This window comes from Streptomyces sp. NBC_00878, from assembly GCF_026341515.1.
GTDB lineage: Bacteria > Actinomycetota > Actinomycetes > Streptomycetales > Streptomycetaceae > Streptomyces.
The window spans coordinates 7,909,006-7,924,583 of record NZ_JAPEOK010000001.1; the positions used below are offsets into that span (position 1 = coordinate 7,909,006).

Sequence of the window (15,578 nt, forward strand, 5' to 3'; positions counted from 1 at the left end):
TGCTGAGGGACCGTGCACGTCAGCTGACGTGCGACGACGACAGGAGACGGTCGATCTCGGCCTTCTTGTAGTAGTCGGTGCCACCGACGGTGATGTGCTTGCGCGGGGCGTTCCCGCGGCGCAGCAGGGTCCTGACCCGCTCGCGCCGCTGCTCGGGGGTCCCGCTGTGGCCGGCCCGCTCAAGGAGTCCCGCGATGGCGCTGCGGGGGATGAGCAGATGGCAGCCCATCACCTGCTCGGCGGCCCGGGCGAGGTAGGCCCGTGCCACGGCGGGGGCGACTCCCAGCTCTTCGGCGAGAGTCGCCGTCGTCAGGTCCTCCGGTCCGGCCAGTGCCGACTTCAGCCGTGCGACGACTTCCGGGATACGCCCTTCCTCGCGACGTGCCGCGTATCCCGGACGCTCGGTGTCGTACCAGAGGAACCACTCGGACACGGCCGCCGCGTCGCGCCCGCGCCCGGCAGCCCGGGGGAACGGCCTGGCCGGGTGGTTCTCGTACGACTTCGCCAGGTTGCTGACGGCCCCGGGGGTCACCCCGCGCCGCCGGGCGATGTCGACCCACCCCCACTGCTCGCCGGGGGCATGACTCAACCGCCGAGGCTCTTCGGCCAGGCGCGGACCGGTCCACGGCACGGTGGTGCCGTCCCTGGGTCCGAAGAGGCGTTTGCGGGCCAGGGTCGCGGCGGCCTCGCGCTCGATGAGCTGGGTGTTGTGCGGGCCCGTCCGGGTCTCGGACGGGGCCAGGGGGCCTGCGGCCAGCCAGTTGCGGACGGTCTTCTCCGTGACTCCCGCCAGCTCCCGCATCTGCCTGCGGGTGATCCAGGCGTCCCCCAGTGCGGCGAGCCGCTGCTCGAACTGTTCTCGTGTCGTAGCCATCTAGTTCATCGTCGCGTATCGCGCGTCGCGTGATGCGGGCCGCCCCCCAGGTGTGGCGGACGCTACTCGTCGTACGGCCGCATGACCGTGAGCATGCTCAGCAGGACCGAGTGGATCCGGCTCGCGAGTTCGGCGGGGACCTCGACGGCCGTGGCGTTGGCGCCGTCCCGCTCGGCGAGGGTGATGAGGGCGCCGCCGGAGGTGTCCAACCCGCCCTGGTGGCTCGGTAGTTGGGCCAGTTCCTTGATCAGCCGGGCCACCGACCCCGCGGTGACCTCCTGTTCCGGTGCGGGCAGCGGGCGGTGGCCGTCGTGGCGCAGCCCCGCCTCGGTGAGATAGCGGGCGACATGCTTGGCCATCAGGTCGATGCCGGGCTCACCGGTCGCGGCCTCGGGATCACGGTCCTGCGGAGCCGACTGGTAGACGACCCTGCTCCTGCCGCCGGGGCCCGTGTGCCGGACCTGCCAGTCGCTGACCTGCGTCAGCTGAGGGGGAAGCGACCCGGGAGCACCGATGACGAGCCGGGTGCCGTCGGCGAGGTAGGCGCAGATCAGATGACGGCCTCCGCCGGTGGCCACGACCGCCGGGTCGAGTCCGATGCTTCGCAGCGCGTCCAGAACCGGTCCGTACGGTGGCTCGCACCGTCGGTTGGAGTGCGCGTAGCCGACAACCTCCCCGACCACGGGCCCGGGGTCGGCCGTCCACTCCAGATACCCGCACTCGTTGGTACGGGTGCCGAGGAACGTACGGCGCTGCCAGAACAGACGGGGCTCGCTCCCGCTCCGGCTGGGGCCCAGGATCAACTGGTCCCGGGTGCCGGGCAGGTTGACGACGATCTGGCCCTCCCCGGTCAGCGTGGCGTCCAGCGCGTGGGCCTTCAAGGCGTCGACCAGTGCAGACAGTTCTATCAAGGGCATTCCTTCCGCGCACACCTAATTGCATAGGTAAATCTATTGAACGTTTCAATGTTCGACCGTGCGTATCCAGTTCGGCCTGTAGGACGGGTAATTGGAGTGGTCGGTTCCAAGCCGCCCCTGTGAATTACCGTCAAGGATGCTGATGAAATCTCTTTCTTCTCCTTGCAGGCATCTTGCTGCAACCCTTGCGTCGGCGATACGGTCTCGCCGGGGTCGGACCCGACTGAGCCGTAATCGCAAGGAGTTCCCGCCTGTGATACCGAGATGGCCGGCGCCCCCGGCGCGCCGCACCGCCCACGCCGGACGGGTCGCGGCCGTCGCCGTGGCCGCCCTCGCCGCGGCGCTCGTCCAGCCCCTCGCCGCGCGCGCCGCGGCCCCGCCCGCGCCCCCGTCGGACGCGGCCCTGGCCAGGACGCCCGCCCGCAACGACCTCACCCGTGAGCAGTTCTACTTCGTCCTGCCGGACCGTTTCGCCAACGGCGACGCGTCGAACGACAAGGGCGGCCTCACCGGCTCCCGCCTCGACACCGGGTACGACCCGACCGACAAGGGCTTCTACCAGGGCGGCGACCTCAAGGGCCTGACGAAGAAGCTCGACTACATCAAGGACCTCGGCACCACCGCCATCTGGATGGCGCCGATCTTCAAGAACCAGCCCGTGCAGGGCACCGGCACGGACGCCTCGGCCGGCTACCACGGCTACTGGATCACCGACTTCACCCAGGTCGACCCGCACTTCGGCACGAACGCGGATCTGGAGCGGCTGATCGACAAGGCCCACGACAAGGGCATGAAGGTCTTCTTCGACGTCATCACCAACCACACGGCCGACGTCGTCGACTACGAGGAGAAGTCCTACGGGTACCTCTCCAAGGGCGCCTTCCCGTATCTGACGAAGGACGGCGAGCCCTTCGACGACGCCGATTACGCCGACGGGACAGCCGGTGAGGCGGACTTCCCGTCCGTGGGCTCCGGCTCCTTCCCGCGTACGCCCGTCGTGGCCGACGCGAAGAAGAACGTCAAGGTGCCGTCGTGGCTCAACGACACGTCGATGTACCACAACCGCGGCGACTCGACCTTCGCCGGAGAGAACTCCACATACGGCGATTTCGGCGGCCTCGACGATCTGTGGACCGAGCGTCCCGAGGTCGTCAGCGGTATGGAGAAGATCTACCAGCGGTGGGTCAGGGACTACGACATCGACGGCTTCCGGATCGACACCGTGAAGCACGTCAACACGGAGTTCTGGACCCAGTGGGCCACCGCCCTCGACACGTACGCGGCCGAGCGGGGGCGTGACGACTTCTTCATGTTCGGCGAGGTGTACTCGGCCGACACGTCGATCACCTCGCCGTACGTCACCCAGGGCCGCCTCGACTCCACGCTGGACTTCCCCTTCCAGGACGCGGCACGGGCGTACGCCTCCCAGGGTGGCAGTGCGAAGCGGCTCGCCTCGGTCTTCGGGGACGACTACAAGTACACGACGGACAAGGCCAACGCGTACGAGCAGGTCACCTTCCTCGGCAACCACGACATGGGCCGCATCGGCACCTTCCTCAAGCAGGACAACCCGGGGGCGTCCGACGCCGAGTTGGTGAAGAAGGACCGGCTCGCGAACGAGCTGATGTTCCTCGGCCGCGGCAACCCGGTCGTCTACTACGGCGACGAGCAGGGCTTCACGGGCGCGGGCGGCGACAAGGACGCCCGCCAGACCATGTTCGCGTCGAAGACGGCCGACTACCTGGACGACGACCAGCTGGGCACCGACCGCACGCACGCCGAGGACGCGTACGACACGAGTGCACCGCTCTACCAGCAGATCAGTGCTCTCGCCAAGCTCCGCAAGGCCAACCCGGCCCTCGCGGACGGCGTCCAGACGGAGCGGTACGCGGCCGACGGCGCCGGTGTCTACGCCTTCTCCCGGACCGACGCGAAGACCGGCATCGAGTACGTCGTCGCCGTGAACAACGCCGACACGGCGAAGGAGGCGACCTTCGCTACCGGTTCGGCGGACATGACGTTCCGCGGGATCTACGGCACGGACGGCACCGGCGGTACTGATGGCGCGGACGAGTCCCTCAAGAGCGGCTCCGACACAAAGGTCACCGTCACCGTCCCGGCCGGTTCCTCGGTCGTGTTCAAGGCGACGGGCAGGCTCTCACCGCCTGCCGCCAAGCCGACTCTCACGCTGAAGGCCCCTGCCGAGGGCGCCACCGGCACCGTGGAGATCTCCGCGGATGATGGGGGCACCTCCCGCTCGAGCGAAGCCGAGAGTGGGGGAGGCGGACAGCTCAACCGCGTCGTCCTCGCCGCCCAGGTCGGCAACGGCAGGTGGAAGACGCTCGGCTCCGCCGACCACGCCCCCTACCGGGTCACCCAGGTCGTCGGCAAGGACGTACCGGCCGGAACAGCCTTGCGCTACAAGGCGGTTGTGATCGACTCCGCCGGACGTACGGCGAGTGCGACGGCTGCCTCCACCACCGGCACCCCGCCCGCCGAAGAGGTCCCCACCGCCTCCTCGCGCGAGTACGCGGTCGTCCACTACAAGCGCGAGGACGGCGACTACACCGACTGGCGGCTGTACGCCTGGGGCGACATCGCCGACGGCGAGGGCACCACCTGGCCCGAGGGCCACGACTTCATCGGCCGGGACGCGTATGGGGCCTTCGCCTACGTGAAACTGAAGCCCGGCGCGTCGAACGTGAGCTTCCTCGTCATCGACAAGGACGGCGACAAGGACGTCTCCGCCGACCGCACGATCGACGTCACCAAGACCGGCGAGGTCTGGGTCGAGCAGGGCAAGGAGGCCGTACGCACGGAGAGGCCGGCCGCCGACTATCCGGCGCCGGACAAGACCAAGGCCGTGCTCCACTACCAGCGGGCCGACGGGAACTACGCCGGCTGGGGTCTGCACACCTGGACCGGAGCCGCTGACCCCACGGACTGGTCGAAGCCCCTGGAGCCGGTGAAGACTGACGCTTATGGCGCTGTCTTCGAGGTGCCGCTCACCGAGGGTGCCACCAGCCTCAGTTACATCATCCACAAGGGCGACGAGAAGGACCTGCCCGCCGATCAGTCGCTCGACCTCACGGCGAACGGCCATGAGGTGTGGCTGTTGAACGGCCAGGAGAAGTACCTCCTGCCGCAGCCCGCGGGCAGCGCCGCCGCGCTCGACCTGACCACCTCCAAGGCGGTCTGGATCGACCGGAACACCGTCGCCTGGAACGGCAACGAGGCCGCCGCGTCGACCCAGTTGCTGTCCTCGCGTGACGGGTCCGTCAAGGCCGAGGACGGCACCCTCACGAGCGACGACGAGCGCTGGCTACGGCTCGACAAGGCCACGCTCACCGACGCCCAGAAGGCGAAGTTCCCGCACCTCAAGGACTACCAGGCCTGGTCCGTCGACCCGCGCGACCGTGATCGCGGCCGGATGCGTGAGGCGCTGCGCGGCCAGCTCGTCGCCTCCCAACGAGCCGCCAATGGTGCCGTGTTGGCGGCCACGGGCGTACAGATCGCGGGCGTGCTCGACGACCTGTACGGCGATGCGACGAAGGCGGACCTCGGGCCGACGTTCGACAAGGGACGCCCGACGCTCGCCCTTTGGGCGCCCACCGCGCAGGACGTGAAGCTGGAGATCGGCGACAGGGGCGCCTCGCCGAAGACCGTGCCGATGAAGCGTGACGCAAGCTCGGGCGTCTGGTCCGTCACCGGCCCCAAGTCCTGGCAGAACAAGGCCTATCGGTACGTCGTGAAGGTGTGGGCGCCCAGCGTCCGCGAGGTCGTCACCAACAAGGTCACCGACCCCTACTCGGTCGCCCTCACCGCGGACTCCGAGCGCAGTCTCGTCGTCGACCTGGGCGACAAGTCCCTTGCCCCGAGCGGCTGGTCGGGGCTGCGGAAGCCCAAGGCCGTCCCGCTGAAGGACGCGCAGATCCAGGAGCTGCACGTCCGGGACTTCTCCGTCGACGACAAGACCGTCCCCGCGAAGGACAAGGGCACCTATCTCGCCTTCACCGACAAGGGCAGCGCGGGCTCTCGGCACCTCAAGAAGCTTGCGGATTCCGGGACTTCGTACGTCCATCTCCTGCCCGTCTTCGACATCGCCACCATCCCGGAGAAGAAGGCGGACCAGGCGACCGTCGACTGCGACCTCTCCTCCTACGCCGCCGACTCGGAGAAGCAGCAGGAGTGCGTGGCGAAGGTGGCGGCGAAGGACGCGTACAACTGGGGCTACGACCCGTACCACTTCACGGTGCCGGAGGGTTCGTACGCCACCGACCCCGACGGGACGGGCCGTACGGTCGAGTTCCGGAAGATGGTCAAGTCGCTGAACGAGGACGGTCTGCGGGTCGTCATGGACGTGGTCTACAACCACACCACCGCGAGCGGCCAGGCAGGCACGAGCGTGCTCGACAAGGTGGTCCCCGGCTACTACCAGCGCCTCCTCGTCGACGGCAGCGTCGCCACCTCCACGTGCTGTGCCAACACGGCACCCGAGAACGCCATGATGGGCAAGCTGGTGGTCGACTCGATCGTCACCTGGGCCAGGGAGTACAAGGTCGACGGCTTCCGCTTCGACCTGATGGGCCACCATCCGAAGGCCAACATCCTGGCGGTCAGGAAGGCCCTCGACGCGCTCACCGTCGAGAAGGACGGCGTCGACGGGAAGAAGATCATCCTGTACGGGGAGGGCTGGAACTTCGGCGAGATCGCGGACGACGCCCGCTTCGTCCAGGCCACCCAGAAGAACATGGCCGGGACCGGCATCGCCACCTTCTCCGACCGGGCCCGTGACGCCGTGCGCGGCGGCGGCCCGTTCGACGAGGACCCGGGCGTCCAGGGCTTCGCCTCCGGCCTCTACACCGACCCCAACTCCTCGACGGGCAACGGCACTTCGGACGATCAGAAGGCCCGACTCCTGCACTACCAGGACCTGATCAAGGTCGGGCTGTCCGGCAACCTCGCCACGTACGCCTTCACCGACACGAGCGGCAAGGAGGTCGAAGGCTCCGAGGTCGACTACAACGGGGCGCCCGCCGGATACGCGGACGCTCCCGGCGACGCCCTCGCGTACGTGGACGCGCACGACAACGAGTCGCTGTTCGACGCGCTCGCGTTCAAGCTGCCGAAGGGCACCCCGGCCGCCGACCGGGCCCGGATGCAGGTCCTCGCGATGGCCACGGCCGCGCTCTCGCAGGGCCCGGCGCTGTCCCAGGCGGGTACCGACCTGCTGCGTTCCAAGTCGCTCGACCGCAACTCGTACGACAGCGGTGACTGGTTCAACGCGATCCACTGGGACTGCCGCGACGGCAACGGCTTCGGACGCGGGCTGCCGATGGCGGCCGACAACGAGTCCAAGTGGCCTTACGCCAAGCCCCTGTTGACGTCCGCGGGCCTCACGGTGGGCTGTCCGCAGATCGAGGGCGCCTCCGCCGCGTACCGGGATCTGCTGAGGATCCGTACGAGCGAGAGCGTCTTCGGGCTCGGCAGCGCCGCGCAGGTGCAGTCGAAGCTGTCCTTCCCGCTGTCCGGCGAGGACGAGACGCCCGGGGTGATCACCATGCGACTCGGTGATCTCGTCGTGGTGTTCAACGCGACCCCCGAGAGGCGGGAGCAGCGGGTCGCCTCCCTGGCCGGGGCGGCGTACACCCTGCACCCGGTGCAGCGGACGGGAGCGGACGCCACCGTGAAGTCCTCTTCGTACGATCCGGAATCGGGCAGTTTCGCCGTTCCGGGACGCAGCGTGGCCGTATTCACCCGGACCGCCTGACTAGGCATTATTTTGGTGGGGCGGAACCCGAACCCTGTTCCGCCCCACCACCGTGCCTCGGGGGCCGCGCAGATGGACGGCAACGCCAACAGGACGCGCACCACCGTGCTGATCGTCGACGACGTGCCGGCCAGTCGCTACGCCCTGGGGGCGGTGCTCCGCCGCGCCGGCCACCGGATCGTCCCCGTGGCCACCGCGGTCGAGGCGCTCGCCGAACTCGACGTACGGCTGCGCGCGGGTTCCCTGCCCGATGTGGCCCTCATCGATGTCGGTCTGCCGGACATGAGCGGCTTCGAACTGTGCCGTCGGCTCAAGGCGCAGCCGCCCATGGCCACGCTGCCCGTCGTCCACTTCTCCGCCGCGGCCGTGGCACCCGACGACCGGTGCGAGGGCCTGGACACGGGCGGCGAGGCGTATCTGACGGTGCCCGCCGAACCCGAGGAGATCCGTGCCGTCGTACGGGCCGCGGTGCGCGCCGCCCAGATGCGCTCCGGCGCCGAGACGCTCGTCCGCCGGCTGACACTGCTGTCCGGGACGATCGTCACCGTGCAGGCCGCGCGCAACCTCACGGAACTCGCCGACGCGTCCGCCGAGGGCGCCGCCCGGCTCACCGGCGGCCCGGCCGTCGTCTTCGTCCTCGGCCCGGACGGCGAGCTGTACTACAGCACGTCCAAGGGCCGGAGCGTCTTCGCCCTGCCGGACGGCCAGGCGCAGGAGGCCGTCGTCCGGCTGATCAGAGAGATCAGCCAGGGGCGGTCCGGGGTGTTCCGCACCGTCGTGCCCGCGCCCCTGTGGCCGATGGGCTTCTTCCGGTCCGGCACCCGGGACGACGCCCGTCTCGTCCTCACCCTGACCCAGGACGGCAAGGCACCGGTGTGTTTCGCGACGCCCCTGCGTGCGCCGCGGCCCGGTGAACCCGAGGACGCCGATCTGGTCGGCCGCCTCGCCCAGGCCACCGCGCTCGCCGCCGAACCCCTGCTGATGTATCAGGTCGAGCGCCATGTCGCCCTCACCCTCCAGCACAGCTTCCTGCCCCAGCCGCACCGGCTGCCCGACCTGCCCGGCGTCGATGTGGTGGTGCGTTACGTGCCCGCGTCCCGGCAGACCGAGATCGGCGGCGACTTCTACGCCGCGCTGCGCACCGACGACGGGGTGCTCACCGCGGTCGGGGACGTCGTCGGGCACTCGCTGGACGCGGCCACCGTCATGGTCGAGATGCGGCACGCCCTGCGCGCCTACTGCGTCGACGAATCCGATCCGGCGGTACTCGCCGATCGGCTCGACCGGATGCTGCAGCGCTACCACCCCGAGGTGACGGCCACCGTGTGTCTGGTGCTGGTCGACCCGGGCACCGGGCGCACCCGGATAGCCAACGCCGGCCACATCCCGCCGCTGATCGTCCGCGACTCGGGCAACGCCGAGTACGCCAAGGCCGCCGGGCCGCTGCTCGGGCTCGGTCTCGGCCTGCCCCGGCAGCCGCCCGTCGAGCTGTTCCTCGACCCCACGGACCGCCTCCTCATGGTCACCGACGGTCTCATCGAGACCCGCGGTACGGATCTGGCGGTCTCCATGGAGCAACTCCGTACGGCCGCGGCCGAGGCGCCGCCCGGAGTGTCCGCCCTGTGCGACACGCTCCTGGAGCGGTTCGGCAGGGAACGGGAGGACGACATCGCACTGCTCGCGCTCCGGCTGGAGCCTTAGGGTGAGCCTGTCGACCCAGAGCAATAGGAGTACCCGTGCCGCAGATCACCGTTGACTACTCGACGTCGCTCGCCGACGCGTTTGACCGGCAGGGGTTCGCCGGCGCGCTGCATGCGGTGGTGGTGGAGACGGCTGCCGCGAAGGTTGAGGCGTGCAAGACGCGGTTCCGGCCCGCGGAGGATGTTGTCGTGGGGGCTGAGGTGACCGGGCATGCGCTGGTGCACGTGGGCCTCGCGCTGTTGGCGGGGCGGGCAGATGAGACCAAGGTGCTGTTGACCGAGCGGGTGCTTGAGCTTGTGCGGGCGTATGTGAAACCGGTTGATGGTGTGGCGTTGCATGCGTCCGCGGAGGTGCGGGATCTTGATGCGTCGTACCAGAAGTTCGTGGACTGACATCCGGTTCGGTTCGCGCCCCTGAAGGGGCGCCCCCGCCTACGACGCCAGTGAGACCAAGCGGCCCATCAAGTCCGTGAACGGGCCCTCCGCTGGTTCGTTTGCCAGCATGTGGCGTAGGAGGTCGGCCATTTCGGGGTCGTAGGCCGCGCTCACTGCCGTGAGGGCCGCGAAGTCGTGGACGAGTTGGGCCTCCAGTTCCGCGCGCGGGATCCGGCGGCCGTCCAGCCAGATCAGGGCGGTCGACTCGGCCAGGGAGATCCACGAGCGGATGACCAACTCGAGGCGCGCGGGCGGCCGTTCGATCCGCAGATGGGCCAGGATCTGGAGGTACGCGGCCTGCCGTACGCCGTCGACGAGGGCGTTCGTGTTGCTGGAGCCGACCGCCGGGCCGCCGCGCATCAGGGCCGAGAAACCCGGCCCGTGCTCGTCGACGAAGTCGAAGTACCGCCGCATGACGCGCAGCAGCCGCGCGCCCAGCGGGCCCTCCTGAGGCTCGACGAAACGTTCCGTCAGATCGTCCGAGGCGCGCTTCAACGCGGCCTCGTACAGGCTGAGTTTGCCGGGGAAGTAGTGGTAGACCAGCGGCCGCGAGATGCCCGCCGCGGACGCTATCTCGTCGATGGAGACGTCGTTCGGCGAGCGTCGGCTGAACAGGTCGAGGGCGACGCCGATCAACTGCTGCCGCCGCTCCTCGACACCCATTCTGCGGCGTACCCCGGTTGTCATACGAACACCTTACCGATCGGATCCGGCCGGGAATGGGCCGGTCCAGTACGGTGTTCGCCCGTCTCAGCGCAGCCCGCCGATCGTCCTTCCGTTGGCCAGAGCCCCCTTGAGGCTTGCCTGCGCGCCCTGTTGGGCCCGTACGGCAAGGAGATTCCCCCGGGCGGAACCGTTGACTCCGCCCGTCGCACGGATCGACGCGGTGTCCCCGCTTCCGGCGGCGAGGAGATACCAGCCACCCGTACCGGACTTCCACAGCACGCCCGCCAGAACGTAGGAGTCCTTCGCCCCGCAGGCGGCCACGTTCTGCGCCTTCGCCACGACCGCGCCGTACGGCTGGCCCTGGGCGTGGAACTGGGCCAGCACCCGGGTGCCGCCGCCGCGCCAGGTGTCCGCGCGGGTGCACAGCCAGTTCGCGGTGCCGCTCGCGTCGGGCAGCGGCTGCCGGGCGTACTGCCAGGCGTTGACCGAGCGCACGCCCTCGCCGCGGACCGCCGCGAGGGAGCAGGCGAGCGGGGCCCAGGTCGCCGCCGACGCCTCGCGGGGCTGCCCGGGGCGGCCCGCGGTGAGGTGGGCCGGGGTCAGCTCACCGAGGTCGGTCGTCAGCCGGGTACCCGAACGGTCCGTGAACTCCAGCGCGTTCCACGAACGGCACTCGCCGGTCTGCTGGGCGGGGCTGGCGAACGGCTCGGTCACCCCGTCCGCCGACCGGCCGAGACGCGTCGCACCGGAAGAGTCGGGGGCACCTGATGCGCCTGCCGCGGACTTCAGCAGGTCGCGCACCGTCGCCGTACGCACCCACGGTGCCGTCAGATAGCGGACGTTGCCGTCGGCGCGGCCGAGGACCACCGCGTTCGCCTCCGCCCCCGTGGCGTTGTCGACCCGGGCGAAGTCCAGGGCGGCGCCCCGCGTGCCGTCCTTCGGCTCGGCGTAGCGCGCGATGCGCAGTCCGTCGTAGAGCAGCACGACCCGGCTCTGGTCGACCTCGCCCGCGTACAGCAGCTGCGGCGGTCCCGGCGGCGCGCCCGCCGGGGTGCCGGGGGTCGCCGAGACCTGTACGGACTCGCCGGGGCGCGCCCAGACGGCGAGTGCGCGGCGCAGCAGCGCCTTGTCGCCGGTGAGGGGGCCGCGCGCGGGCCACACGGAGAAGTCGGTGCGCGTGGACGACTCCCACGCCGCCGCCGGAACCAGCGTCAACTTGCCGGGATCCAGGGCGGCTTGGGCCGAGGGGTTCTGCGCGTACGAGGGGGCCGCCGCGCCGTCGGGGCCCCAGCCGTCGCCGGGCAGTCCTAGGAGCGCCCCGCACACCGCGGCAGCGGCGGCAGCGGCGAGCGCCGCCTTCATGTGCTGGCGGCGGCGCATCAGGTCCGGCGGCCGGGCCTGCAGCGAGCACGGGTCGAACTCGGGGGACATCAGCAGCCCGTACTCGGCCTCCATGCCGTCGGCCTCCGCGAGTGCGTCGGCCGGGTCCTCCTCGCCCGCCGCGGCCAGCACTCTGCGTACGTCCGCGTCGGCCAGCCGCTCCAGGCCGCGCAGGACGTAGGCGGCCCGGGCCGGGGCCGACAGGGCCGACAGCCGCTGGTCCAGGGCGAGTTCGTCGGCGCCGCCCGAACGCGGGAAGAGCCGCAGGCCCCACACCTGGGGGAGCAGCGGTGGCAGCTGCGCGCGCTTCGGCCAGGCCCTGAACGTCAGCGGGCGGCCGGCCTCCAGCGCCGTACGCAGCACCCGCAGGCGTACGTACGCGTAACCCGGATCGCCGGCGCGGCCCTCGGCGGTCTGCTGGGCCGGGACGAACGAGGCGTCGCCGGACGTGCGGCCGTGGGGCAGGGCGCGCTGGGTGAGCGCGTGCGCGGTGAGGACCCGGCGGTTGCGGCCGAGGCTCGGCGGCAGCACCAGATAGGCGAGCCGGACGAGCCGGGGGTAGTGCTCGACGAGCGCGGCCTCGGCCTGCTCGACGTCGACGACCGGTCCGGGGCGGGGATTCGGGGCGGGGCGCGGGGCGACATCCTGTGACTGCACGTTCAGCAGAACGAGCGAATCCGTGGTTGGTCACCTGGACTGCCCCGAGTCCGCGGGGAGTTATGCCTCCGGTTCGACGAGCTGGCGCGCGTAGTTCGCCGTGGAGCGCTGATAGCGCGGCAGATGAGGGGCCAGGGCGCCCAGGGCGAGCGAGAGCCCCTCGCGCTCGCGGCCCAGGCTCGCCAGGCACAGGGCGAGGGTGGCGCGTACGGCGTCGTCCAACTCGTCGGAGGGCGCGTCGAGTTCGGGTGTCAGGAGCTTGACGCCCTCCTCCGGCCGGCCGATGTTCCGCAGCGAGCTGGAGAGCTGGATCTTCGTGCGCCGGCCGCGGTAGCCGTCGAGCCCGCGCGCCAGCGCCTCCTGGTACAGCGGCACGGCCCGGTCCGAGTGGCCCGTCGAGTCCCAGGCACAGGCCCGCTCGAACGGGCCGACCGGGCTCTCGGCGGGCAACTCGGCGACCAGGGCGTCGATCACCGCGCGGAAGTCGGCCGCCTGCGCCTCGGCGTAGTCGTCGAAGGTGGCCCAGGCGGCCGTCACGCGCTCTTCCCAGTCAGCGTCGATGTCAGCGTCGATCGTGGTCATGAGCCCAGCCTCGCACGGGTGTGCCCGCGAACGGCATCGGTTTACGCACGCATCGACAGCCCTGGTGGTGGACGGCGGCCGGTGTGGTGTCTGTAGTGGCGTCCGTCACTGCGATGCGACCGAGGTGGAACTGTTCCGTATGTTCGGGCAGGTGCCGATTGAGCGCCGAGCGTGCGGGAGCCGTATCGAAGGAGGAGCCCCCGCCGGGGCTCTCAGCGGCGTGGGCCGGAACTCGCCCGTCCCTGGGAGGGTTCCGAGGCCGATGGCACCGGCTGGTGCGCACGGACCCGGCGCGTTCACGTCGCCGGAACGGACCCGGAGGTACGTACGAATGCGTTTGACGAGGAAGAGGATCGCGGTCGGTACGGCCGGGGCGGTCACGGCACTGCTCGCGGTGACCGGCTGCGGCTCCGAGGACAGCGGGGAGAAGGTCCCCGCCACCGCGAGCGGGAGCCTGGAGCACATCGCGAGCGAGGCGGGCTGCAAGCCCGACATGCAGACGGACGCGGACACCATCCGGCAGGCCATCTGCAAGACCTCCGGCGGCAAGTACATCCTCGCGACGTTCGCCACCGACCGCGGTCAGCGTGAGTGGCTGAACGGGGCGAAGGACTACGGCGGCTACTACCTCGTCGGCCGCAAGTGGGTCGCCGTCGGCGAGAAGAAGACGGTCACGGCGCTGCGCGGCCAGCTCGGCGGGATCATGGAGGAAGGGTCCGAGCACATGAACCCCGGTGGCAGTCACAACAAGAACCCCAGCAGCAGCAGTAGTCACGACAGTGGTGGTCACACCAGCTGACCGCGCGGGTTCGGTCGGGAGCAAGCGAAAGCCGGCGGTGGGGAATCCCACCGCCGGCTTCCTACTGCTCATCGCTTACTGCGTTGTTACTGGCACTGCTGGCCGCTGTTGATGCAGTCGACCACCTGGTTCATCGTGTTCTCGTCGAAGAAGTTGATGAAGTCGTTGTGGTCGGTGATCGCCTTGTGCAGCTGGTCCGGGAAGCCGTCCACCGCGAACGGGTTCACGACTTGTCCGTTCTCGATCTGAGGAGCCGGAACATCGTAGACCAGACGGGCCTGGAGCTGGGGGATGGCCTGGAAGCCGTTGGCGCAGGTTCCGTCCGCCTGCACGAAGGCCACGTGCGTGCGGTGGTTGGCGCTGTCGATGTTCTGGCCGTCCCAGCAGCTCTGGAAGAAGGACGTCCGCACCACGGAACTGCCCTCGGGGCAGATCGGGTACTTGTCCGTCAGCTGCCGGTCCTCGAAGCCGGTGCAGCTCCAGTTGGTGTTGGCGTTGGCGAGGCCGTTGGTGAAGGCCTTGGCGTCACCGGTGATGATGCGCAGAGCCTGCGGCATCGCGACGACATCGCTCGCCTTGTTGCCGACGAACTTCAGCTGAGCCTCGCTGGCTTCGAGGATCTTGCCGATGTTGCCTTCCGCACCACCACCGAGGTCGTTCGCGTCGAACTCGTCCGTACCGTCCTGCAGGCGCAGCACCGGCCAGTAGTACGACGACTTGTCGCCCTGGTTCTCGCAGGTGGTGTCGGCCTGGAGGAACTGCTCGTCGCTGGTGAAGGCGTTGTTGTCCTGGTTGCCGACGTAGTCGTGCGTGTGCTGCGCGCCGTTGTCGACACCCGGAGCGACGATGACGTTGTCCGAGTTGTGGTTGTCGTTCGCGTTGGTGCCGCAGCTCGTGGTGAACGTGCCCGTCGAACCGGAGTCCCCGTTCGCGGCGAGCCCGTTCGGGCCCACGCCCTTCGGACCGCCGTTGGGCTGGACCTGGGTGATGTCCTGGAAGTCGTCCGCCGCCGGACCGTTGCCTTCCTGGCCCTGGCCCTGGTCCTGGCCCTGGTCCTGACCCTGGCCGTTGTCCTGACCCTGGTCCTGACCCTGGTCCTGGCCTTGATCCTGGCCCTGGTCATTGGCCTGGTCCTGACCCTGACCCTCGGCGGGCTGGTCGGCCGCCACGCCCTCACACTCGGCGAGTTGGTCGGCGCCCTGTCCCTGCGGCGTCTTGCCGCCCTTGCGCTTGATGCTGTTGTTGATCCGGTCGATCGTGGCAGTCCGCTTGGACTTCAGCGGGCTGAGAATGGCGTTGTTGACGTAGCTGGCGTCCCCCGCCTGGGCCTGGCGCGTGTCGGCGAGGCGCTTGTAGGCCTCGGTGACCTGCTGGTCCAGCCGCGCCAGCTCCTTGTCGACGCCGGCGCGGGCGCCCTTCGGCACGTCGGTCAGCTGCTGGCCGACGTCCGGACATTTGATCGTCGCCACTCCGGCGGCCGTCGTCTGCGCGTTCTGCGTCGAGTTCTTGTTGTTCTCGTGCGCAGAGGCGTAGATGTTGGCCGCCAGCAAGCCGCCGCCACCCAGCGCGAGAGCCGCCGATGCGGCAATCGCCCGGTTGGCGAGCGTGGAGCGGCGTTTACGGTTCGTGCGTCCCATGGAACTCCTCTGGCTTCCTTGCGGGGGCATTGAGGCGCCCGACAGGAGGTGAAGCGGCGCCATTCAATACGGAGGGGGTTCCTGAGGTGTTCAGCGGTCCGAGAAATTGATGAGAGTTCAGTGACGCAATCCCGGCGCAAGGGGCCCAGAAGCCCCTGAAA

General features: G+C 69.8%; 10 protein-coding genes. 4 read left to right on the forward strand and 6 right to left on the reverse strand.

What is annotated here, in order from left to right:
• Positions 1-19 precede the first annotated feature (19 nt).
• Positions 20-874 carry a hypothetical protein gene (locus tag OHA11_RS34300; protein ID WP_266502942.1) on the reverse strand — a complete coding sequence of 285 codons (855 nt, stop codon included), beginning with the start codon at positions 872-874 and terminating at the stop codon, positions 20-22.
• Positions 875-936: 62 nt separating this feature from the next.
• Positions 937-1,785, reverse strand: a complete 849-nt coding sequence (locus OHA11_RS34305; RefSeq protein WP_266502944.1) for a hypothetical protein — start codon at positions 1,783-1,785, stop codon at positions 937-939.
• A 259-nt stretch (positions 1,786-2,044) separates the two neighbouring features.
• On the opposite strand from OHA11_RS34305, the gene pulA reads away from it, so the two are divergent.
• The 3 genes from pulA to OHA11_RS34320 all read left to right on the forward strand — a co-directional run bounded on the left by pulA (position 2,045) and on the right by OHA11_RS34320 (position 9,654).
• Positions 2,045-7,561: a pullulanase-type alpha-1,6-glucosidase gene (gene pulA / locus OHA11_RS34310; protein WP_266502946.1), complete on the forward strand. Its 5,517-nt coding sequence runs from the start codon at positions 2,045-2,047 to the stop codon at positions 7,559-7,561.
• Between the two features lie 72 nt (positions 7,562-7,633).
• Positions 7,634-9,262, forward strand: coding sequence for a fused response regulator/phosphatase (locus OHA11_RS34315; RefSeq protein WP_266502948.1), 1,629 nt, complete (start codon positions 7,634-7,636; stop codon positions 9,260-9,262).
• 35 nt (positions 9,263-9,297) lie between these two features.
• Positions 9,298-9,654, forward strand: coding sequence for a 5-carboxymethyl-2-hydroxymuconate Delta-isomerase (locus OHA11_RS34320; protein WP_266502949.1), 357 nt, complete (start codon positions 9,298-9,300; stop codon positions 9,652-9,654).
• Between the two features lie 39 nt (positions 9,655-9,693).
• Here OHA11_RS34320 and OHA11_RS34325 read toward each other — a convergent pair whose 3' ends face one another.
• From OHA11_RS34325 to OHA11_RS34335, 3 genes are all read right to left on the reverse strand, one after another.
• Positions 9,694-10,383 (reverse strand): TetR/AcrR family transcriptional regulator, encoded by a 690-nt coding sequence (locus OHA11_RS34325; protein WP_266502950.1) that lies wholly within the window; start codon positions 10,381-10,383, stop codon positions 9,694-9,696.
• 63 nt (positions 10,384-10,446) lie between these two features.
• Positions 10,447-12,399, reverse strand: a complete 1,953-nt coding sequence (locus OHA11_RS34330; protein WP_266502951.1) for a hypothetical protein — start codon at positions 12,397-12,399, stop codon at positions 10,447-10,449.
• 60 nt (positions 12,400-12,459) lie between these two features.
• Entirely contained in the window at positions 12,460-12,981 is a 522-nt protein-coding gene (locus tag OHA11_RS34335; RefSeq protein WP_266502952.1) for a tetratricopeptide repeat protein, read from the reverse strand.
• 331 nt (positions 12,982-13,312) lie between these two features.
• Between OHA11_RS34335 and OHA11_RS34340 the strand changes: the two genes are divergently transcribed.
• Positions 13,313-13,780 (forward strand): hypothetical protein, encoded by a 468-nt coding sequence (locus OHA11_RS34340; RefSeq protein ID WP_266502954.1) that lies wholly within the window; start codon positions 13,313-13,315, stop codon positions 13,778-13,780.
• Between the two features lie 86 nt (positions 13,781-13,866).
• Here OHA11_RS34340 and OHA11_RS34345 read toward each other — a convergent pair whose 3' ends face one another.
• Complete coding sequence (locus OHA11_RS34345) at positions 13,867-15,417, reverse strand: DUF1996 domain-containing protein (RefSeq protein WP_266502956.1); 1,551 nt, start codon at positions 15,415-15,417, stop codon at positions 13,867-13,869.
• Positions 15,418-15,578: the final 161 nt, after the last annotated feature.